General features: G+C 72.6%; 20 protein-coding genes. 9 read left to right on the top strand and 11 right to left on the bottom strand.

Annotated elements, in window-relative coordinates; all coding sequences use genetic code 11:
* Positions 1–114: 114 nt before the first annotated feature.
* Together IF88_RS0121725 and IF88_RS0121730 are read right to left on the bottom strand one after the other, a co-directional pair.
* Positions 115–951 carry an ATP-grasp domain-containing protein gene (locus IF88_RS0121725; protein ID WP_037806533.1) on the bottom strand — a complete coding sequence of 279 codons (837 nt, stop codon included), beginning with the start codon at positions 949–951 and terminating at the stop codon, positions 115–117.
* Positions 948–1,898 (bottom strand): ATP-grasp domain-containing protein, encoded by a 951-nt coding sequence (locus IF88_RS0121730; RefSeq protein ID WP_030714854.1) that lies wholly within the window; start codon positions 1,896–1,898, stop codon positions 948–950. Before IF88_RS0121730 ends, IF88_RS0121725 begins: the two co-directional genes overlap by 4 nt.
* A gap of 147 nt (positions 1,899–2,045) precedes the next feature.
* Here IF88_RS0121730 and IF88_RS0121735 point away from each other — a divergent pair, with 147 nt between their 5' ends.
* Together IF88_RS0121735 and IF88_RS0121740 are read left to right on the top strand one after the other, a co-directional pair.
* Complete coding sequence (locus IF88_RS0121735) at positions 2,046–3,473, top strand: hypothetical protein (protein ID WP_037806535.1); 1,428 nt, start codon at positions 2,046–2,048, stop codon at positions 3,471–3,473.
* Positions 3,474–3,482: 9 nt separating this feature from the next.
* Positions 3,483–4,214 carry a hypothetical protein gene (locus IF88_RS0121740; RefSeq protein WP_030714860.1) on the top strand — a complete coding sequence of 244 codons (732 nt, stop codon included), beginning with the start codon at positions 3,483–3,485 and terminating at the stop codon, positions 4,212–4,214.
* Positions 4,215–4,665: 451 nt separating this feature from the next.
* On the opposite strand, the gene IF88_RS0121745 is transcribed toward IF88_RS0121740, so the two are convergent.
* From IF88_RS0121745 to IF88_RS0121755, 3 genes are all read right to left on the bottom strand, one after another.
* Positions 4,666–5,388 (bottom strand): anti-sigma factor family protein, encoded by a 723-nt coding sequence (locus IF88_RS0121745; RefSeq protein WP_030714863.1) that lies wholly within the window; start codon positions 5,386–5,388, stop codon positions 4,666–4,668.
* Positions 5,385–5,996 carry a sigma-70 family RNA polymerase sigma factor gene (locus IF88_RS0121750; protein WP_030714867.1) on the bottom strand — a complete coding sequence of 204 codons (612 nt, stop codon included), beginning with the start codon at positions 5,994–5,996 and terminating at the stop codon, positions 5,385–5,387. The genes IF88_RS0121745 and IF88_RS0121750 overlap by 4 nt, the downstream gene beginning before the upstream one ends.
* Positions 5,997–6,079: 83 nt before the next feature.
* Positions 6,080–7,078: a DUF1996 domain-containing protein gene (locus IF88_RS0121755; protein ID WP_030714870.1), complete on the bottom strand. Its 999-nt coding sequence runs from the start codon at positions 7,076–7,078 to the stop codon at positions 6,080–6,082.
* Between the two features lie 181 nt (positions 7,079–7,259).
* Between IF88_RS0121755 and IF88_RS0121760 the strand changes: the two genes are divergently transcribed.
* From IF88_RS0121760 to IF88_RS0121770, 3 genes are all read left to right on the top strand, one after another.
* Positions 7,260–8,009: a DUF1838 family protein gene (locus IF88_RS0121760; RefSeq protein ID WP_030714873.1), complete on the top strand. Its 750-nt coding sequence runs from the start codon at positions 7,260–7,262 to the stop codon at positions 8,007–8,009.
* 396 nt (positions 8,010–8,405) lie between these two features.
* Positions 8,406–10,175, top strand: a complete 1,770-nt coding sequence (locus IF88_RS0121765; RefSeq protein ID WP_030714876.1) for a S8 family peptidase — start codon at positions 8,406–8,408, stop codon at positions 10,173–10,175.
* A 234-nt stretch (positions 10,176–10,409) separates the two neighbouring features.
* A complete protein-coding gene (locus IF88_RS0121770) occupies positions 10,410–13,178 on the top strand; it encodes a helix-turn-helix transcriptional regulator (protein ID WP_037806543.1) in 2,769 nt (922 codons plus the stop codon).
* 21 nt (positions 13,179–13,199) lie between these two features.
* Here IF88_RS0121770 and IF88_RS0121775 read toward each other — a convergent pair whose 3' ends face one another.
* The 3 genes from IF88_RS0121775 to IF88_RS0121785 all read right to left on the bottom strand — a co-directional run bounded on the left by IF88_RS0121775 (position 13,200) and on the right by IF88_RS0121785 (position 15,049).
* Positions 13,200–14,114, bottom strand: coding sequence for a glycoside hydrolase family 19 protein (locus IF88_RS0121775; protein ID WP_030714881.1), 915 nt, complete (start codon positions 14,112–14,114; stop codon positions 13,200–13,202).
* Between the two features lie 146 nt (positions 14,115–14,260).
* Positions 14,261–14,674, bottom strand: a complete 414-nt coding sequence (locus tag IF88_RS0121780; RefSeq protein ID WP_030714884.1) for a rodlin — start codon at positions 14,672–14,674, stop codon at positions 14,261–14,263.
* A gap of 174 nt (positions 14,675–14,848) precedes the next feature.
* Entirely contained in the window at positions 14,849–15,049 is a 201-nt protein-coding gene (locus IF88_RS0121785) for a DUF5302 domain-containing protein (RefSeq protein ID WP_030714887.1), read from the bottom strand.
* Between the two features lie 207 nt (positions 15,050–15,256).
* On the opposite strand from IF88_RS0121785, the gene IF88_RS0121790 reads away from it, so the two are divergent.
* Entirely contained in the window at positions 15,257–16,618 is a 1,362-nt protein-coding gene (locus tag IF88_RS0121790; protein WP_030714890.1) for an FAD-dependent oxidoreductase, read from the top strand.
* Positions 16,619–16,748: 130 nt separating this feature from the next.
* On the opposite strand, the gene IF88_RS0121795 is transcribed toward IF88_RS0121790, so the two are convergent.
* Positions 16,749–17,267: a mycothiol transferase gene (locus IF88_RS0121795; RefSeq protein ID WP_030714892.1), complete on the bottom strand. Its 519-nt coding sequence runs from the start codon at positions 17,265–17,267 to the stop codon at positions 16,749–16,751.
* An 83-nt stretch (positions 17,268–17,350) separates the two neighbouring features.
* Positions 17,351–18,901 (bottom strand): MFS transporter, encoded by a 1,551-nt coding sequence (locus IF88_RS0121800; protein ID WP_051837286.1) that lies wholly within the window; start codon positions 18,899–18,901, stop codon positions 17,351–17,353.
* 153 nt (positions 18,902–19,054) lie between these two features.
* On the opposite strand from IF88_RS0121800, the gene IF88_RS0121805 reads away from it, so the two are divergent.
* From IF88_RS0121805 to IF88_RS0121815, 3 genes are all read left to right on the top strand, one after another.
* Entirely contained in the window at positions 19,055–19,495 is a 441-nt protein-coding gene (locus tag IF88_RS0121805; RefSeq protein WP_030714898.1) for a MarR family winged helix-turn-helix transcriptional regulator, read from the top strand.
* 72 nt (positions 19,496–19,567) lie between these two features.
* Entirely contained in the window at positions 19,568–19,939 is a 372-nt protein-coding gene (locus tag IF88_RS0121810; RefSeq protein WP_030714901.1) for a DUF4180 domain-containing protein, read from the top strand.
* Entirely contained in the window at positions 19,936–20,580 is a 645-nt protein-coding gene (locus IF88_RS0121815) for a HutD family protein (protein ID WP_037806545.1), read from the top strand. Before IF88_RS0121810 ends, IF88_RS0121815 begins: the two co-directional genes overlap by 4 nt.
* Here the strand turns inward: IF88_RS0121815 and IF88_RS0121820 are convergent.
* Positions 20,570–21,475 (bottom strand): DMT family transporter, encoded by a 906-nt coding sequence (locus IF88_RS0121820; RefSeq protein WP_051837288.1) that lies wholly within the window; start codon positions 21,473–21,475, stop codon positions 20,570–20,572. The two genes, IF88_RS0121815 and IF88_RS0121820, sit on opposite strands and share 11 nt — an antisense overlap.
* Positions 21,476–21,477 lie beyond the last annotated feature (2 nt).

Consider the following 21,477-nt stretch of genomic DNA (forward strand, 5'->3'; position numbering starts at 1 on the left):
TGCTGCGCTGCCGTACGGCCAGCGGCACACGAAGAAGCCTCCAACCTGAACCTCACTTGAGGTCAAGCCCCTGTCCCGGCTACGGGCGCCGCTTCCTGTTGCGGCGGTCCGCCCTCATGAACGCCATGCGGGCGCCCAGGGCGAAGGGCGGTCCGCCGCTCGGCGCAGGGTCAAGGACGCGAGGGCTGCCGGGGCTTCGGACTGGCCGCGGACGCCCGGGAAGGCGTTGATGTCGACGATCAGCGGCGTGCCGCCGCCGGTGTCGATGATGTCCACACCGAAGACGTCCAGCGCGAACACCGCACCCACCTCGCGCACCAGACCGGCCCATCCGGACGGCAGTTCCTCCGGGGACAGCGGCAGGTCGGGGCCCCGCCCGCCGGGGGAGAGCTCGGAGCGGCGCCGGGCCGCGAAGACCTGCTCCCCGATGGCCCACAGTTTGTGGTCCCAGCCGCTGTTGGGCGCGTACTCCTGCACCACGACCGGCTCCCGGGGCCAAGCCCGCGCCAACTCGCGCAGCTCCGCGGTGTCGTCGGCGCGGGCGACAAGGTCGCCCTTGCGGTTGTGCCGGCTCTTGACCACCACCGGCGCGGCGAGGGGGGACCCGCACGCCCACTCCGAGAAGGAGCCGACGGTACGGGTCGCGGCGAAGGGAAGCCCGGCCCGCAGGGCGAGTCCCGCCATCTCCGTCCGGTCCTGGCACAGCGCGGTGGCCCCCGCGGAGTTCAGCACGGCGGCGCCCCGCTGCTCCAGCTCCCGCGCGAGCCCCACCGCGTGCGGGGTACCCGACTTGAGCAGGTACACATCGGCCGGCCGCCGGGGCACCGGCACCGGCGCGTCCCCGGTCGGGGTCGGATCGAGCGCTTCGACGACATGGTCCGCAGCCAGCAGCGCGGCGGCCCCCGCCAGCAGCGGATGCCCGGGGTCCGGGGTGATCAGGCCGATCCTCATATGCTCTCGCCCGCCCTCGCGGACACCTGCGCCGGAATCGAGACGGGCAGCGTCGGGAACGGCAGCGCCGCGGGTGCCGGTGGGGCCGTGGACGCGGGCTGCGGTGCGGTCGCCTGAGACTGCGCCGGGCGGCCGCCGCCCGTCCGCGCCAGCTCCAGCACCGCCCGGGCCACCCGCGCCGCCGCGTCCGGCACCTGACGGAAGCTCGGGAAGTCGTTCACGTCGACGACCACCGGCCCGTCCGGGCCCAGCAGCACGTCCACCCCGTACAGGTCCAGCCCGTAGACCGCCCCGACCTGCGCGGCGATCGCCGCCACCTCGGCCGACAGCGGCACCCGGCGCTCCCGCACCGAGGGGTCCGGGTGCAGCGGGGAGCAGCGCTCGGTCGCGAACAGCTCGCCGCCGACCCCGTACACCTTGATGTCGGTGCCCGAGTTGGGTACGTACGGCTGGGCGATCAGCATGCCCTCGCCCGCGAGCACGGGGAGCATCGTCTCCAGCTGTTCCGGCGAGGACACCAGGCGCACGGCCCGTCCGGAGCTGCCGTCGGCCGGCTTGACGACGAGCGGGTACTCCGCCGCCGGTACCTCCCTGAGCAGTTCGGGACAGGCCACCGCGTACGTGGTCGGCAGCGGCAGCCCGCTGCCGCGCCCGATGGCGGCGGCCAGCGCCTTGTCCCGTACGCCCCGGATGGACCGGGCGTCGTTGACGGTGGTCATCCCGGCCGCCGCCGCGGCTTCGAGCAGGGTGAGCCCCGGGCCGCCGGAGACGGTCTTGAGCACCCAGGCGTCGTGCGACCCCGTGTCCACGGCCTCGGACATGCGCAGCAGCGAGCCGCCCGGCCGCACCACGTCCACCCGGTGCCCCCACGCCGTCAGCTGCCCGATCACCTCGTTCGGCATGCCGTCGTGGCGGTAGTGCTCCTCCACCAGGAAGCAGAGCCTCATCGACCTTCCCCATATTCCCCGGACGTCCGCCGATTCCGTCCGGCGAGTTGTGACGTCACAGGATGTCATGGACCGCAATGTGATGATCGGTCCGGCTGTGGGCTTCCTTGTTACGCTGCCCGCTTCGGATCAACGGGGGAATCGGACATGGGCGATCGCCGGACGGGGCTGCTGCACGGGCTCGTGGGGAACAGGGCCGCACCGGCGGACGTGCTGCTGCGGCTGCTCGGTCACGAAGACGAGTGGGTGCGACAAGCGGTTGCGGGGCGCGAGGTTCTTCCGCATGAGGTGATCGAGGCCGTCCTGGTCCACCCGGACCGCCGCGTCCGGATCGCCTTCGCCGAGAACGGCGGCGCCGACCCCGACCAGCGCGCCCGGCTCGTCGACGACCCGCACCCGTCGGTCCACCTCACCCTCGCGATGGGCCCCATGCCCTACCGGCAGCGTGTGGCACCGCTGCCCGACTGGGCGTACGAGCGGCTGCTGAAGCATCCCAAAGCCCTGGTGCGCCAGGAACTGGTCACGTGGGGCGGGACGCCCGCCCACGTCCTGGCGGGACTCGCGGACCACGGGGAACCGCTGTTCCGGCAGGCGGCCTGCCGCGCCTGGGACCGGCTCCCGGAGGAGGCCCGGGAGCGGCTGCTCCACGACGAGGACCCGGACGTGCGGCAGGCCGCGGCCCTGCAGGTCTGCCAGGAGGACGAGGAGCGGACCGCCTGGCTGGTCGACCGGCTGGGGGAGGCGTGGCGGGTGGGCGAGGTCCTGGCGAAGGGCCGGCTCACCCGGCAACTCGCCGAACGCGTCATCGCGGAGGGCGTACGGCTCGCGGCGATCGCGGGCAACCCCTCGCTCCCGCGCGACCTGGTGGCGCGGCTGGCCGTCGACCCGGACCCGCTGGTCCGGCTCCATGTCTCCGCCCGCCCCGAACTGAGCGAGCCCGAGCGCGTCGCCATCGACTTCACGGTCGACGCCGAGGACCGGCTGCCCACCCTCGACTGGGTGTGGGAGCGCCGCGACGACGCCGCCTTCCTGCGGGAGTGCGCCCGGTCCTCGCACACCTGGCTGCGGCGCAGCGCCGCGGTCTGCCGCGGTCTGCCGTCCGACGCGGTCGAACTGCTCGCCCACGACGAGGACTTCGCCGTACGCCTGCTGCTCGCCGAGTTCCATCCGGCGCCGCCGCCCGAGCTGCTCCTCGACCTCTACCTGCACGGCACCCACCGCGCCGTGGGCATGCTCGTCACCCGGCCGGGCTTCCCCGCCGCCGGGCTCGCCGCGCGCTTCGGCGACTCCCCGGACCCCGTGCGCCGGCGCCTGGCCCTGCGCGACCCCGGGCTGGAGCCGGAGCTCCTGGACCGGCTCAGCCGGAACCCGCAGACGCGCGCGGACGCCGCCCGGCACCCCCGGCTCCCCGTCATCCGGATCCGCGAACTGCTCGCCGACGCCGACCCGGAGGCCGCCACGGCAGCGCGTGCGGCCGCGGCCAACCCGGCGCTCCCCGCCGAGGACATGCGCCGCCTGCTCGACAGGGCCGGGGTGCCGGAAATCCCAGTGAATGATCGGACAATCGACTGCTAGTTTGATCGCGTGCCGAAGCTGAATCAGATCATCGCAGTGGAAAAGGGCGTCAAGTCCAAGTCCCTCCAGGAGCTCACGCAGGCTCACCACGACGTCCAGAAGCCCGCCTTGCTGGCCGGCATCTCCCGGACCTACCAGCCCAAGGACGAGGAGGGCGAGCAGCTGCCGCCCGAGTCCACGCGGGTGCAGGTCAAGGCCGAGGACGTGCTGCGGGCGACCGCGGGGACCCTGACGCGGCTGTTCGACGTGACGGCCACCAAGGACTGGGCGAACCGCACCGCGGCCGCCGACGTCGTCGTGGACGGGACGGTCCTGCTGGCGCAGGTGCCCGTGCCGTACCTGCTCTTCCTCGAGAAGCAGCTGACGGACATGCACACCTTCGTACGGAAGCTGCCGGTGCTGGACGCCTCCGAGTCCTGGAACCTCGACCCGTCGACGGACTCCTGGAAGACGGACCCGGTGCGCACGATCCGCACCAAGAAGGTACCGCGCAACCACGTCAAGGCCGAGGCCACCGAGAAGCACCCGGCGCAGGTCGAGGTCTACTACGAGGACGTCCCGGTCGGGTACTGGACGACCGTGAAGTTCTCCGGAGCGCTGCCCGCCCGCCGGGTCAACGAGCTGCTCGACCGCGTGGAGAAGCTCCAGCAGGCCGTCAAGTTCGCCCGCGAGGAGGCCAACAGCGCCGAGGTCACCGACCAGCGGGTCGGGGACGCGGTGTTCGGCTACCTGTTCGGGTAGCCCCGAAATCTCCCCCCGCACATCTGCGGGGGGTGCGCGAGAGCGCAAGCTGAAACTGAATGTCGAAGCTGAACAGGGGTGTCAGTTGGGGGTTCGAATCCCTCCCCCGGCATTGCGTGCCGGGGTGGCCCAAGCCGGTAGAGGCGGCCCCGTAAATCTCAGATTCTCGCTCCAGTCTCAGTATTCGCCGCCGAACACCGGATCGACCGAGCGTGGACGATCATCGATGGATGGGGGTTCAAGTCCCCTCTGTGCCTCTTTCGTGGCGCGGTAGTTCAAAGGTAGAACACGTCGATCTAAGAATGATCCGCGACTCTTAAACGTGCCGGTGTGCGCAATTGGGTGGCACACAGGAGCCCGGGAGCTGGATATGCTCCCGGGCTCCGTCACATCCCGGCCCCCGTCACACCGGGACCGGCCCCGGTCACGCCGGAACCGACCCCGGCCCCGGTCAGGCCGGAACGGACACGAACGTCCGGCCCGCCTCGTTCTCCACGAGGACCGCCTTGACGTTCGCCGGGTCCACCGCCGCCGAACCGTCCAGCGACGCGCCCTTGCCCTCGCCGTTCTCCTGGCCGCCGACGACCCAGCCGCCCGCGGTGGTGCGCGTACCGTCCTTGGCGACCACGACCAGCCGGCACCGCTCGCCCTGCGGCACTCCCGTGACCGCCGCGTGCAACCGCACCCACTTCGCCGCCGGCGTCATCCGCACGGTCATCCGCGCGCCCGTGCCCGGATCGGTCGCGGAGAGCACCTTGGTCCCGGCGGCCGGAGGCGAGGGATCCGCCGGCGCCGTCGGGGACGGCGGTGCGGGCAGGGCGATGGCGTCGGGATCGCCGCCCAGCTGCGTTCCGGCCCAGAACACGGCGGCCAGGGAGGCCGCCACGGCCAGGCCCGCGAGCCCCGCGCGCCGGCGCTGCGCACCGGCCCGCTCACCGCGCATCTGCCGCAGGGTCCGCTGGAGCAGCAGGTCCCCGCCCTGCGGCGGCCCGTCGAGGAACGCCTCCTCGGGCACCTCACCCAGTGCCGCCTCCATCTCGCGCAACGCGGCCAACTCCTCCCGGCACTGCACGCATCCGCTCATGTGTTCCTCGATCCGGCGGACCTCCTCGGCGTCCAGGACGCCGAGCACGTACGGGCCGAGCAGTTCCTCCTCGTGCCGCTGCCGGTTCATGCCACCACCTCACGCAGTCCGGCGGGCTGCTGGGGCGGCCTGCCCTGTCGTTTTCCGTCTCTGAAGCTGCTGTCACTCGAACGTTGGTCCCTGAAGACGTCGCGCAGGGCCTTGAGCGCGTAGTGCGCACGGGATTTGACCGTACCCGCCGGAATGCCGAGGGTGTCGGCCGCCTCCGCCACGCTGAGCTGCCGGTAGTACAACTCCTTCAGGACGTCACGGTGTTCCGGCGACAGCTGGTCGAGGGCGCCCAGGACCGTCATGCTGTCCACCACCGCGTCGGCGTGGTCCGCCTCCACCGGGGGAGTGGCCGAGGCCCCGGAGACCTCCGGGGGCCGTGCGGCCTTGGCCCGGTAGCGGTCGGTGATGATGTTGCGGGCCACGGTGAGCAGCCAGCCGCGCACCGAACCCTTTCCGTTGACCAGGACTTCGGAATGCCGCCAGGCCCGGATGAGCGTCTCCTGGACGACGTCCTCGGCGGCGGCCCGGTCCCCGGTCAGCCGGGTGGCGTACGCGAGCAGGGCGTGACCGTGCTCGTCGTACACCGACTTGATCAGTGCCTCGTCGGTCGAGCCCCGCCGAGTGCGGGGCCACAGTGGTCCGGCCATCTCACCCTCTCCGTCTTCCTCGCTTGGGTGGTGCGGTCGGAACACGCCACCGGCGCCCGTCCGGTTCACGTGACCTGCGTCACTCAGATCCGGCAGGCGCGTCCCTCGTTGAGGCAGCCGACGACCACGGCCATCTGCCGGTCGGTCATCGCGTTCACGAACATCGCGTGGTCCGTCTTCGGGCTGTGCCGCTGCTCGGGGAAGGAGTCGATCGCCACCGGCACCCCCGCGGGGACCTCGTAGGCGAGCGAGACGCGCAGTTCGGGCACCGGGAAGAAGTCCGGCGGGCAGACCCCGTTCGTCCCGGGGAAGCGCAGGTGCGAGCGGTGTCCGGCGCCGGCGGTGTCGATGCCGTTCCAGCAGCTCGGGAACACCAGGGTGCGGGTGACCCTATCGCCCTCGGGGCAGCGCGGGTAGCGGGTGGTCGGCCGGTCGGGGGAGCCGGAACACCCCCAGCGGGCCCGTACGTCGGCGTCACTGCCCGCCGTATAGGCGACGGCGTCGCCCGTGATCCCGCGCAGGAAGCGCGGCATCGCCACCACCTTGCTCACCGGGCTGCCGCGGAACTCCACCAGGACCGAGACCTCCGGCAGGATCTCGCCCGCGTTCCCGTGCCCCGCCGAGTGCTCGTGGGGGCGCGTGCCCGGCCGGTCGAGCCGCCGCAGGACGGGCCAGTAGTACGTGGACCGGTCGCCGCCCGCGCAGCTCGTGGCGGCCGCGTCCAGCGAGGCGTCGGTCGACATCGCGTCCGTGGACAGGTTCCCCACGTACGCGTGCGTGTGGTGGGCGCCGGCCCGCAGGCCCGGCGAGACCACCAGGTTGTCCTCGTTGTAGTGGCCCTGCTCGTTGCGGCCGCAGTCCACCACCACCGAGCCGGCGGATCCGTCGGCACCCGGGGCGGGAGCGGCGGTCGGGACGCGGGGAACATCACGTATGTCCACGTAGTCGGAGGGCGCCGGACGCCCGGCCACGGTCCCCCCGTGCGGACCGGCCGCTCGCGAGGCACCCAGCACCGCGGCGGTCAGCCCGCCCCCCAGGACCAGGCAGATGACGAGTGTGAGCAGGCGGCGTTCTTTCCCCATGGCGGTCACGGTCGCCGGTGGCGAGACCGTCGTCAACCTGGCATCCGGATGGCGGTCTCCGCCCGGCCCCGGACCACCGGCCCCACCGGCCCCCACCAGCCCCTCAAGCCCCTTGAAGGGGGCTCCGGTTGTCCGTGGGGCCGCTTGCCCGGCCGGACCGCGACCGCGCACAGTGAGCCGTATGACATCAGCCGCGACACCCGCCGAACTCCTGCAAGCATTCGCCCGCACCCGCGCCTCGCTCGACGGCGAGGAGGTCACGTTCTGGTGGACCGGTGACGTCCACTCCTGGGCCCCGGGCGAGCCCTACCGGCGCCTCTTCGGCTTCGAAGGGCTCAATGTCGCCCGCCTCGTCCCGGACGAGGAGATCGGCGGCTACCAGCTGCTCTCCAGGGAGGCCGCGTTCTACCTGGACCCCCGGACCCGGGAGATCACGGACACCTGGGAGGGCAAGCCGGTGGTCCACGTCTGGAACGATCCGGCCAACCAGCGGTGGCGGCCGTTCCCGGTGCCCGTGACCGACCTGGGCGACCAGGTCTGCTTCAGCCTGGAGATCCCGCTCGCCTACCCCTCACCCCTGCCGGTCGAGGAGTACCCGGCCCAGTCGGCCGACGACACCTACCGGGCGCTGGAGCTCTTCCAGTTCTTCACCCCCCGGGCGGCGCTGGCCACGGACGCGGCGAGCGTCCCCTCGACGATGTCCTGGACACGGATGTCCCCGTGGCTGCCCTGGATGGAACAGGGCGCGCGCCCCGGCGGCCTCACCTTCCACTGCCGCGGCCGCAAACTCGACGCGTACACGCAGGTCCCCGAGCGCACCCGCGCGTACATCGCGGACCACCATCCCGAATTCGCCCACGCCCCGGAAAAGTGGAGCGAACCGAACGAAACCAGCTGGACCTATTACCGCAAACTCTTCCCGCCGAACTAGCTCCGCGCTCCCGCTCCCCGCCGCCGAGGGACCTCCGGGGGATGCGGCAGGGGGCGGACAAGGGTTTTCCCCGTATCGAGTTCATCGCCGCGTTGCCTACTGTCTGCCCACCGGCGACCTTCCCCTGACGGGGCGGTTCACGCGCCAACCCCACATGGCGTGTAGGCCCCACCGTCCGGGGAAGGGCCGGGAACGCCGTTGTCCCTGCCTCGCCGTTGCGGCGGGACGACGTGGCGTGCGGCGGCGGCCGGGGCGAGACCGACCAACTCGCTCCCGGCCCCGCGGCCGCCGGAACCTCCCACACTGCACCGACCGGCCGCTCCGGCCTGCCCGGAAACGGCCCGCGAAGGGGAACACGTGCACGCTTCCAGACGCCGGCTCATATCCGTGGTGGCCATGTCCGTCACCCTGCTCGCCGGCTCCGCCACCGCCGCGGCCTCCGTGGCCGTGGCCGTCGAGAACCCCGGCGCGGCACCGGCCGCCACGGTCGCCGCCACGGCGCCCGTCCAGAACCTCATCGTCGGGTACAAGTCCTCGGCCACCGAGGCCAGCTCGAACACCGCGGCCGCCGACGACGCCGCCGCCAAGGGCAAGAAGGCCGGCAAGAAGGCGAAGTTCGACCGCCGCCTCGGCACCGGAGCCGCCCTGGTCAACCTCGGCGGGACCGTGGCCCCGGCCGACGCGGCCGACGTGATGGCCCAGTTCCGCGCCGACCCGGACGTCGCCTATGTAGAGCCGGACTCCCGCGCCTACGCCCAGGCCGTCACCCCGAACGACACCGAGTACGCCAAGCAGTGGGACCTCTTCGAGCCCACCGCCGGCATGAACGTTCCCGGCGCCTGGGACAAGACCACCGGCTCCGGCGTCACCGTCGCCGTGATCGACACCGGCTACGTCGCCCACTCGGACGTCGCCCCGAACATCGTCGCGGGCTACGACTTCATCTCCAGCGCCGCCGACGCCCGTGACGGCAACGGCCGCGACAACAACCCCGCCGACCAGGGCGACTGGAACGCCACCGACGGCGAGTGCGGCCTCGGCTCCAAGGCCGGCAACTCCTCCTGGCACGGCACCCACGTCGCGGGCACCATCGCCGCGGCCACGAACAACTCCAAGGGCGTCGCCGGCATCGCGTACGGCGCGAAGATCCAGCCCGTCCGCGTGCTCGGCAAGTGCGGCGGCGCCACCTCGGACATCGTCGACGCCATCACCTGGGCCTCCGGCGGCTCCGTGGCCGGTGTCCCGGCCAACGCCACCCCGGCCAAGGTCATCAACATGAGCCTCGGCGGCTCGGGCGCCTGCGGCACCAGCTACCAGAACGCCATCAACGCCGCCGTCGCCCGCGGTACCACCGTGGTCGTCGCGGCCGGCAACAGCAACGCGGACGCGGCGAACTTCTCGCCCGCCAGCTGCAACAACGTGATCAACGTCGCCTCGACCAACCGCGCCGGCGACCGCTCGTACTACTCCAACTACGGTGCGATCATCGACGTCGCCGCCCCGGGCGGTGAGACCCGCCGCGCCACCGACACGCCCGGCACCGTCACCACCCCCGAGAACGCCATCCTCTCCACGCTGAACGCGGGCACCACCACCCCCGGCGCCGAGACCTACAAGCCCTACCAGGGCACCAGCATGGCCGCCCCGCACGTCGCGGGCCTCGCCGCCCTGCTGAAGTCGGCGAACTCCGCGCTGACCCCGGCGCAGATCGAGTCGGCGATCAAGACGAACGCCCGTCCGCTGGCCGGCACCTGCACCGGCGGCTGCGGCACCGGTCTCGCCGACGCCGCCGCGACCGTCGCCGCCGTCACCTCGACCCCGCCCACCCCGGGCTTCGAGAACGGCACGGACGTCACCATCGGTGACAACACCACCGTGGAGAGCCCGATCACCGTCAGCGGTGTGACCGGCAACGCCCCGGCCACCCTCAAGGTCGGCGTGAACATCGTCCACACCTACATCGGCGACCTCAAGGTCGACCTGGTGGCTCCGGACGGCACCGTCTACACGCTCCACAACCGGGCCGGCGGCAGCACCGACAACATCAACCAGGTCTTCACCGTCAACGCCTCCTCCGAGGTCGCGAACGGCACCTGGAAGCTCCGTGTGAACGACAACGCCGGCGGCGACACCGGCAAGATCGACTCCTGGAACCTCGCGTTCTGAGTCGCATCCCCTTCACTGGGAGTCCGCACCAACTCGGCCTGACGGGCCGATAGTACGGACCAAAGGAATCCCCGGGCCTGCCGATACCACGCGTATCGGCAGGTCCGCCGGGTTTTCCGTGCCGAGTGACTGAATTCTGCGTCACAATCCGGGCCCACCTGCCGTCCGACCTCGTATTCTCGCCTCTCACAGGAAAGGCACAGGAGCTGGGTACTGGAAGGCTGGTGGCTGTGCGTGGTGGCGGCGACGGGGAACGCTGACACGAGTGTCGGACACGGTGAACTCATCAAGGCGGTCGACCATGCGCTGACCACGCACGGCCGGGCACTGCTCACCGGACCCGCCGGCGCGGGCAAGACCGAGATCGTGCGCGCCGTCGCGGCCGCGGCCGAATCCCGCCGCGAGAGCGTGCTCCGCCTCGCCCCCGAGGCCGCCGACCAGTGGATACCCGAAGCGTCCGCGGCCGCCCTCCTCGCCTCCGTCCCCGGCGCCGCCCTGGACCAGCTCTCCGGCCCCCAGCGCACCGCCATCGCCCTGCTGCGCCGAGAGGCCGACGCCCCCCGCGCCGGACGCGATCACATCGCGCTGCGCCTCGCCGTCGTCGAGGTGCTCCGCAGCCTCGCCGCCCGCCAGCCCGTCCTGCTCGTCCTCGACAACGCCCAGTGGCTCGACGCCGAGAGCACCGACCTGCTCCGTTTCGCACTGCGCCTCACCCCGCCCCGCGTCCGGGTCCTGGTCGCCGAATGCGTCCAGGGCGGAGCCTCCGTCGGCGAGCCCCTCTGCGGCCCCCACGTCCCCGCGATACGCGTCCCCCCGCTCGGCGCCGACGAGGTCGCCGAACTCCTCGTCCGCCACTGCCTCCCCGCCCGCCTCGCCGGACGCATCCACCAGGCCAGCGGCGGCAACCCGCGCCTCGCCCTCGCCCTCGGCCACTCCCTCGCCGAAGCCGCCGAGGCCCGCGACAGCAGCGCCCACCACGCCGACCCGCTGCCCGTCTCCGGTCAGGCCCGCGAGGTGGCCCGCCGGCTCCTCGCCGGGGTGCCCGCCCAGGCCCGCCGCACCCTGCTGCTCGCCGCCCTCGCCGCCCGCCCCACCACCTCCCTGCTCCGCCGGGCCGGCCGCCCCGACGCCGAGGCCGAGCTGGCCGAGGCGGAGCGGGCCGCGCTGGTCAGGGTGGGGGAGGACGGCACCGTGGAGTTCACCGCGGGCGCCCTCCTCACCGCCCTCGCCGCCGACGCGGGCTGGCCCGAACGGGCCGCCGGGCACGCGGCCCTGGCCGCCGCCGTCGACGACCCCGTCCAGGCCGTACGCCACCGGGCGCTGGCCGTGGACACCCCGGACCAGTGGCTCGCCGCGGAGATCACCGAGGCCGCCGCCGTCTGCCGCCGCCGGGGCCAGCGGGCCCTCGCCGCCGAACTCGGCCTGCTCGCCGCCGAACGTACGCCGTCCTGGCTGGCCGGCGAGGAACTGACCCGGCTCGTCACCGCCGCCGAGGACGCCGGCTGGGCCGGCCGGGCCGACCTCGCGCGCCGCGCCACTCGGGCCGTCCTGGCCCGCGACGCCTCGCCCGCCGACCGGGTACGGGCCCGGCTCGCCGTGATGGACGCCGCCGGACAGGCCCTGGGCGCCCTGGACGAGACCTTCGCGTACGCCATGGACGAGGCGGCCGGGGACCCCTCGCTCCAGGCCGCCGTCCAGCTGCGGATCGCCTGGAAGCACAACCTCAGCGACGGCGACCCGGTCCGCTCCCGCGACGCGGCGGCCGAGGCCGGCCGGCTCGCCGCGCTCGGCGGCGACCAGACCGCCGAGGCCATGGCCCTGACCGTGCGGGCCCGCATGGGCCGCATCCTCGGGGACACGGACGCCGAGGAGATCCTGGCCGAGGCTCTGGCCCTGCCCGCGCCCGAGGTGCCGCTCGGCATGCGCAACGCCCCGCAGTACCTCGCCGTCCGGCACGCCTTCTTCGACGACCGCCTCGCCGACGCCCGGCGGCAGCTGATGGTCCTGCTCCCGGCCGTCCAGCGCACCGGCTCCGCCGAGGACGTCTTCGAGGTCCTGCGCAGCCTCACCGAGGTGGAGCTGCGCAGCGGCCGCTGCGAGGCCGCCTCCGCCCACGCCCGCCGGGCCCTGGAGCTGACCATCGAGGCGGGCCTGTCACCCGGGCCCGCCTGGTACGTCGCCGCGATGGCCGAGGCCATGGGCGGCAGCTTCGCGCGCGCCGCCGGCTACGCCCGGCGCGGCATCCAGGCCTCACAGGAGGAGCAGGACCAGGTCTTCCTCTCGCGCAGCCTGCACGCGCTCGGCCTGGTCGAGCTGGCCACCGGAGAGGCGGCGAAGGCGGTCGCCACCCTGCGCCGCGTCGCCGCGCTGGAGGCCGCCCAGCAGGTGGTGGACCCCTCGGTCCTGCGCTGGCACGGTGAGCTGGCCGAGGCGCTGATCGCCGCGGACGCGCCCGGCGAGGCCGCCGAACTCCTCGATCGCGTCGGTGCGGACGCCCTGGGCCTCGGCCGCACCGGGGTGGTCGCCGCGCTCGACCGGGCCCGGGGCCTGTGCCTGTCGGCCCAGGGGGAGGCCGATGAGGCGGTCCACCTGCTGGAGACCACGGCGCGGCGCTTCGCCGACCTGCAACTGCCTCTGGAGCGGGGCCGTACGCTGCTCGCCCTCGCCCGGGTGGAGCGCCGTCGGCGCCGCCGGGCCCCCGCCCGCGCGGCGCTGCGGGCGGCGGCCGAGGTGTTCGGCCTGGCCGGGGCGGCCCCCTGGACCGAGCTCGCCAGGGAGCCGGCTCCCGGCGAGGGAGGCGGTGCGCAGGTGCAGGCGGCCGCGGTGCTGACCGAGGCCGAGTCGCGGCTGGCCCTGCTGGTCAGCCAGGGCGCCAGCAACCAGGAGGCTGCGGCCAAGCTGTTCCTCAGCGTCAAGACGGTGGAGGCCCGGCTGACCCGCATCTACCAGAAGCTCGACGTCCGCTCGCGGGCCCAGCTCGCGACCGCCCTGCGCACCCTCTGACCGCACCGCGGGATCAGCGGATCAGCAGCCGAGGTTGTTGCCCGGGGTCACCCCCAGCAGCTGGGTGAAGCTCTGGTACTTCGCGATGCGGCTCTGGACCTGGGCCGGGTTGCCGCCGTTGCACTCCAGGGACCCGTTGATGGAGCGGATGGTCTCGCCGAAGCCCGAGCCGTTCACCATGGCGGCGTGCGCGGTCATCGTGCCCGGGCCGTTCTGGGTGTTCCAGTACCAGAGCGCCGTCTTCATGGCGACGGCCGGGTCCTGCTCCACGAGGTACGGGTTGGCGAGGAGGTTGATGCCCAGCGCGTCACCGGCCGCCTTGTAGTTGAAGTTCCAGCTGAGCTGGATGGGGCCGCGGCCGTAGTACGCCGCCTGCCCCGCCGGACAGCCGTACGGCTGGCTCGTGTCGCAGTAGTGGGGGTAGTTGGCGGTGTTCTGCTCGACGATGTACACGAGTCCGCCCGTCTCGTGCGAGACGTTCGCGAGGAAGGCCGCGGCCTCGCGCCGCTTCACGGTGTCGTCCCCGGTGTTGGCGAATCCGGGGTAGGCGGACAGCGCCGCGACCAGGCCGTTGTACGTGTAGAAGGGGTTCCGGTTCGGGAACATCTGGTTGAACTGGGCCTCGGAGACCACGAATCCGGACGGGTTGCCCGGGTCGGGGTCCTGGCCCCCGCCACCGCAGGAGCCCTGGTCCGACCAGACGCCCCACTGCCCGGTGGTGCCGGGCGTCTCGCCCTGGGTCCACCACTTGGCCTGCCAGTTGTGTCCGGCGTACGAGGCGCTCATGCCGTTCGTGTAGACGGCGGACGAGGTCCAGGCTCCGGCGCAGGGAGCCGCCGCAGAGGCGGGGGAGGAGGGGAGGGCGATGGCGAGGCCGACCGTGACGGCCGCGGCGGCGGCCAGGGAGAGGGCACGGCGGCGAAGCGTACGAATCACGCAACTGCTCCTTCAGTGGGGGGAATTGCCGTGGGGGGCAACTGCGCCCACTGAAGCGAAGGTGGTCTGTACCTGTCAAGGTCTAGACCAAGTGAAACGCGCCGGTGTCACGCGTGACGCGTGACACCGGCGCGAGGCCGGGTCGATCAGCTGCCGGCGGAGACGTTGCCGGAGAGGATCGGGATGTTGCTGAGGATGTGCGAGGCCGACTCGTCACCCTTCGCCTGGGTGGAGTTCTCGGCGCACTGCTGGTTCTGCGGGTTCGACAGGACGTTGACGTCCTGGACGCCGATGTTGGCGATGACCGCGAACAGGGACTGGGCATTGACCTTGGCCGGCAGGCCGATGCAGAGCTTGTTCAGGGAGCCCTGGACGGCGCTGAGCTGCGGGCTCATCTTGCCGTGGGTCTCCTGGTTGCCGTAGATCTGCGCGGCGTCGTTGCCGTTGACGGTGGTGACCCCCTCGTCGTTGCCGATGGCCATGGCCGGGGAGGCGAGTGCGGCACCCGCGCCGAGCACGGAGGCGGTGACGGCGGCGGTGGCCATGAACTTCTTGAACATGTGGGGGATCCTTCTGTCGCACTGTCGCATGAGATAGCTGCCCTCGGCGGGACGAGCTGATCAACTGTCGACAGTGCCAGGAGTTATCCTCCCTCACCCGGGTGGCCCAATGGCGGGCGGAGTCGCCCGGTCCCGCCGCCGCGGCGGCGAGACTGAGCTCCTCGGGTGCGAGGGTCAGCCGGTCTTGCGGCGGACCTTCTTGTTCTTGCCGCCGGGGCCGCTGCTGGCGCCCTGGACCTTCGCCCGGCTCTGGTGCGCCTGCTGGGACTGGGCGTTCGCCGCGTTGCGCTCCAGGGCCTCCCGGAACTTGCGCTTGGCCGCATCGGCCGGGGACTCGTCCTCCGGGGCCTGCGGGGTGTCTGTTTCGTCAGCCATTCGTCCTCCTGGGGTGATCAAGCCGTTTCAGTCTGTCAGCTGGCGGGTCCACTGACCAGCGAGTTCACCTCGCCCCCAAGGGTAGCTTGGAGGGGTCATAAGATTTAATTATGAGGTCATAAAGCGAGACCGGGTGCTGGGTTAGGCTTACCTTCGTTTAGGGTTCCCCTTGATCCACCCTGCCGTCGCTCGAAGGGAACCCCTGCCATGCCTCGCCCTCTGCGGGTAGCAATCGTCGGTGCCGGCCCCGCCGGAATCTATGCCGCCGACGCGCTGCTGAAGTCCGAGGCCGCCGTCGAGCCCGGTGTGTCCATCGACCTCTTCGAGCGGATGCCGGCGCCCTTCGGGCTGATCCGGTACGGCGTCGCCCCCGACCACCCGCGCATCAAGGGCATCATCACCGCCCTGCACCAGGTGCTCGACAAGCCGCAGGTCCGCCTCTTCGGCAACGTCGACTACCCGAACGACATCAGCCTCGACGAGCTGCACTCCTTCTACGACGCCGTGATCTTCTCCACCGGTGCCACCGCCGACCGCGCGCTCACCATCCCGGGCGTCGACCTCGACGGTTCCTACGGCGCCGCCGACTTCGTCTCCTGGTACGACGGCCACCCGGACGTCCCGCGCACCTGGCCGCTGGAGGCCGAGAAGGTCGCCGTGCTCGGTGTCGGCAACGTCGCCCTCGACGTCGCGCGGATCCTCGCGAAGACGGCCGACGAGCTGCTGTCGACCGAGATCCCGGCGAACGTCTACGACGGCCTCAAGGCCAACAAGGCGCTCGAGGTGCACGTCTTCGGGCGTCGCGGTCCCGCGCAGGCCAAGTTCAGCCCGATGGAGCTCCGGGAGCTGGACCACTCGCCCAACATCGAGGTCATCGTCAACCCCGAGGACATCGACTACGACGAGGGCTCCATAGCCACCCGCCGCGCCAACAAGCAGGCCGACATGGTCGCCAAGACCCTGGAGAACTGGGCGATCCGCGACATCGGCGAGCGCCCGCACAAACTGTTCCTGCACTTCTTCGAGTCGCCCGTGGAGGTGCTCGGCGAGGACGGCCGCGTGGTCGGCCTGCGGACCGAGCGCACCGAGCTCGACGGCACCGGCAACGTCAAGGGCACCGGCCGGTTCACCGACTGGGACGTCCAGTCCGTCTACCGGGCCGTCGGCTACCTCTCCGACGAGCTGCCCAAGCTCCCCTGGGACGTCGACTCCGGCACCGTCCCGGACGAGGGCGGCCGCGTGATCGAAGCCGGCGCCCACCTGCAGTCGACGTACGTCACCGGCTGGATCCGGCGCGGTCCCGTCGGCCTGATCGGCCACACCAAGGGCGACGCGAACGAGACCGTCGCGAACCTGCTCGCCGACCACGCGGAGGGCCGCCTGAGCGCGCCGGTCACGCCCGCGCCGGAGGCCGTCGAGGCCTTCCTCGCCGAGCGCAGCGTCCGCTTCACCACGTGGGAGGGCTGGCACCGGCTGGACGCGGCCGAGAAGGCCCTCGGCGAGCCCCAGGGCCGCGAGCGCGTGAAGATCGTCGAGCGCGAGGACATGCTCGACGCGAGCGGGGCGTAGCGAGAGGGGGCCGGGACCCGGACGGGGTCCCGGCCCCACCGGCGGCCGTGGCCGCACGGCGCCGTCCGGGCAACGGGACAGGGCCGGCCGGGGCGGCGCCGGAGGGGCGGGCCGGGCGCCAGGGCGGTCGTCAGGAGCCCAGGGTCCGCTCCAGTACGCCCCGTACGAAGGCCGCCTGCCCCGCGTGCTGGAGGTCATCGGAGACCACGCTGACCAGGCGCACCCCGAGGGTGACCGGCGGGTCCCAGCGCTCGTCGACCACCCGGTCCAGATCTGCGGCGGCGAGCCCCCGGACATAGCGCGCGGTCCGCTCGTGCACCGCGTCGAAGTACCCCAGCAGCAGCTCGCCCGAGTCGACCCGGACGGTGTAGACGTCCCGCGGCGAGTGCCCGTACCCGGTCGCCCCGACGGGCAGCGGCAGCGCGAACCGGTCCGACCACCCCTGCGAGTCCCACACCTGCTCGGTGCCGGCCGCGTCGGCGACGTGGTCGTCCTGGATGCGGGTCAGGTGCCAGACCAGCCAGGTGATCGAGTTCGCCGCCGGGTCCACGCGCGCGTTGAGCGTCTCCGCAGGGACCCCGTCCACGACCTCGTGCACGATCTCCCCGATGCGTCCGAACCCGTCGGCGATGACGTCCGTTGCCTTCATGTACCCACCATGCAAGGCCCGGCGGTCCCCCCGCCGTGAACGACACGCGGCAGGGGGACCGCCGGGCCGGCGGAGGGGATGGGTCAGCGGGCGGCTTCGGCGACCTGCGGCTGCTCGTCGGCCTCGGCCTCCTTGGCTCCCTCGACCGTGTCGGACTTCGCGGTCTGCTCGGCCGCCCCGGTCTGCGCGGACACCACCACGGTGCGGTGTCCGCCCCGCAGGCCGATCCAGCTGATCACCGCGACCAGCGCGAAGGCCACGGCCCCGATCCCGAAGGTGAGGGTGAAGCCGGACTCGGCGGGCAGCGGGGGCACGCCCACGGGCAGGTGCTCGATGGTCTTCGAGGCCAGAATCGTGGTGACGACGGCGCTGCCGATCGCACTGCCCGTGGAGCGGGAGATCGAGTTGATGCCGTTGGCGATGCCGCTCTGGTGGTGCGGGACGCTGGACATGATCACGGCGGGCATGGCCGCGTAGCCGAAGCTGACGGCCGCGCCGACGACCAGTCCGGCGCCGATCACCGAGATGCTGTGCTGGTGGTCCAGGACGAGCCACGCGAAGCCGGCCGCGCCGAGCGCGGCGGCCAGCCCCAGCGCCACGCGCGGACCGCGGTGGCGCACGATCTGGCCGCCCACGGGCGAGGCGAGCAGCGAGACGATGGCGCCGGGCAGCAGGAACTGCACGGAGGCGCGCAGGATCGACGCGTCGAAGCCGTAGCCGGTGAGCGCTTCGGGCATCTGGACGAGGTACGAGACGCCCAGGAAGTTCGCGAACATCCCGAAGCCGACGAGGACGCCCGCCAGGTTGGCCATGAGGACCGGGCGGTGGACGAACATTTTCATGTCGACGAGCGGCTCGCGGACCTTGCGCTCGACGAGCACCCAGACCGCGGTCATGACGGCGGCGCCGGCGAAGCTGCCCAGCGTACGGCCGGAGGTCCAGCCCCACTCGTGGCCCTGGGAGATCGGCAGCAGGAGCAGCAGCAGGGCGAGGCCGAGGGTCAGCGCGCCGAGGAAGTCGGTACGCCCGCCGGTCTTGTGGCGGGGCGCGGGCACCAGGAAGACGACCGCGAGCAGGGCGAGCAGGGCGAAGCCGGTCGCCATCCAGAAGGCGTTGCGGTAGTCCGCGTCCGACCCGGAGGTGAGCAGCCCGGTCGCGACGAGCGCGAGGCCGCTGCCGAACGCGAGCGTGCCGCTGACCAGCGCCATCGCTCCCGGCAGCTTCTGCGGACGGACCTCTTCGCGCAGGACCGAGAGGGCCAGCGGGAAGATCGCGGTGGCGGCACCCTGGAGCACCCGGCCGAGGATCAGCAGGGGCAGTGAGGACGCCAGCGCCGCGATGACGGAGCCGACCACCATGACGCCGAGCACGGCCACCAGGGTGGGCTTCTTGCCGTGCTGGTCGCCGAACCGGCCCAGGAGCGGGGTGAAGACGGCCGCCGACAGCAGGGTGGCAGTGGTCACCCAGCTCACGTTCGCGGTCGAGGTGCCGAGATCGTCGCGGATGAGTCCCAGGATCGGGACCGGCAGGGTCTGCATCATCGACACGACCATGGCGGCGAGGCTCAGGGCGAAGACGATGACCGTCTCGTTCCGGGGCCCGGAGGCCGGGGTGGCGGGGGAGGGGGTGCTCATGGCTGGCGGGACCTTCTTCGTGTTTCGGAGCTGAAGAGCTTCGGAACGCAGATGTTTGACTTCATCAAGTAACTCGACTGACGGTAGACCTCGATAGTTAAGGTGGTCAAGTAAACAATTGATAATGTCAAACATCCTGAGTACGCTCCAGGTATGAGCGACACCGCCACGCACACCCCCACCAAGCTCCAGCTGCTGGAACTGCTCGCGGCCATCGGCACCGCCCAATGGCGCGAGTTCGCGGCCGCCGCCGCCCAGCACGGCCTCACCTCCACCCAGGCGAGGGTCCTCGCCCAGCTCGACGGCCCCGTGCCCATGCGCGGCCTCGCCACCCTGCTGGTGTGCGACGCCTCGAACGTGACCGGCATCGTCGACCGCCTGGAGGCCCGCGAGCTGGTGCGCCGGGAGCCGGACCCCGCCGACCGGCGCGTCAAGAACGTCGTCGCCACGGACGCGGGCCGCGAGGTCATCCGCCGGGTCCGCGAGGAGATGCAGGACATGCACGGCGCGCTCGACACCCTCGACGAGGCCGAGAGCGCGACGCTGTACGCCCTGCTGGGCCGCCTGCGCCCCTCGATGGAGAAGCGCGCCTGAAACGCGTCGCCTGAAACGCGTTGCCTGAATCGCGTCGACGTCGTCGGCGTTCCCGAACTAGCCTCGACCTCCATGAGCACCCTGCAGACGATCAATGACGTACCCGTCCTGATGTGCGCGGCCGAGGGCGAGGTCATCGCGGGCGAACGCGACGCCCTCGACTGCATCGGCGACGCCTCCTACCAGGGCGCGCAGTGGGTCGTCATCCCCGCCGAACGGTTCGACGACGGGTTCTTCCGGCTGAGGACCCGGGTCGCCGGGGAGATCATCCAGAAGTTCGCCCAGTACCGGGTCGGCATCGTCGTCCTCGGCGACATCTCCCGCCACACGGCATCGAGTTCGGCGCTGCGCGACTTCGTCCGCGAGTGCAACCGCGGGCGCCAGGCGTGGTTCCTCGCCGACGCCGGGGAACTGGCCGCTCGGCTGACCGGGCCGACCGCGTGAGCGGCGGCGACGGGCTCCGCCTCCTGCGGGCGGCCGACCGCGGCGCGACCCCGTGGAAGAACGGCGGGGGAGTCACCCGCGAGATCGCCGCACGGCGCGAGGGCGCCGGCACCGGGGACTTCGCCTGGCGGGTGAGCTTCGCGGAGGTCGCCGCCGACGGGCCCTTCTCCTCTTTCCCCGGGGTCGACCGCACCCTCACCCTGGCCGAGGGTGCGGGCATGGACCTCGCGGTGGCCGGCGTCCGCCACCTCGTGGACGAGCGGTTCGCGCCGCGTGACTTCGCCGGGGACGAGCCGACGGACTGCCGGCTCCTCGACGGTCCGGTGGTCAACTTCAACGTGATGTACCGGCGGAGCGAGACCCGGGTGGAGACCGCCGTCGTACGGGGCGCGCTCGCGCTCGCCGTGCTGCCGGGGGAGACCCTGCTGGCCGTGGCCCTCGACGGGCCGGCCGTGCTGCACCGGTCCGGTGACGCGGGCTCCGGCTCCGGCCCCGGGCCCGCGCCCGGCTGTCTCGCGGAGCTGGCTCCGTACGACGCCGCCCTGCTGACGGGCGGGCCCGACCTGATCCTGCGTACGGCCGGGCGCGCGGCGGTGGTCCGCTTCGGTCCCGCTCCGGTGGCGGACACCTTCAGCGGGTAGTCCCCGGGGCCTCGGCCCGCGCCCGCCCCGGAGCTCCCGGCCGCGGGCGCGGCGCCGCCGGGCGTCCCAGCAACACCCCGGTCAGCGCGAGCGCCAGGCCGCAGACCTGCGGCGGGTCGAGGGACTCCCCGGAGACGGCCGTACCCAGCAGGACGCCCGTCACCGGATTGAGCAGGCCGAGCAGCCCGACGGCCCCGGCGGGCAGGTGCCGCAGCCCCGCGAACCAGGCGGCGAAGGCCACCGCGGTCGCCACCACGGTCACGTAGCCGAAGCCGGCCAGCGCGGGGCCGTCCAGGTGCGGCGGGGCCCCCTCCACGGTGACCGCGAGGGGGAGCAGGAGCAGCCCGCCGCCCAGCAGCTGCCAGGCCGTCGACGAGAGCACGTCCACCCCGGCGCCCCACCGCTTGGCCAGTACGTAGCCCAGCGAGGCCATCCCCATGGCGGCGCCCGAGGCGAGCACGCCGAGGAGGTCGAGGGGTGCGCCCGGGGTCAGCAGCATCAGGCAGACGCCGCCGACCCCGACAACCGCTCCGGCCAGGTGTCGCGGGCCCGGCCGTTCGGCCAGCAGTGCCCAGGCGAACAGCATCATCACCAGCGGCGCCGTCGCCATGACGGTCGAAGCCACGCTGGTCGGCAGCCGCTGCGCGGCCAGGTACACCAGCGCGAAGAAGCCGCCCATGTTGAGGACGCCGAGCAGCGGCGCGCGCCACCACCAGCTGCCGCTGGGCAGCCGCCGGCCCGCCGCGAGCAGCAGCAGCCCGGCCGGCAGGGCCCGGATGACACCCCCGTAGAGCGGGTGGCCGTCGGGCAGGAACGTGCGGGTGACGAAATAGGTCGTGCCCCATGCCACCGGGGCCATCGCCGTGACCAGTGACCACCGCAGATTGTCTTCCATGG

It is taken from the genome of Streptomyces sp. NRRL F-2580 (assembly GCF_000720115.1).
In the GTDB taxonomy this organism is placed as follows: domain Bacteria; phylum Actinomycetota; class Actinomycetes; order Streptomycetales; family Streptomycetaceae; genus Streptomyces.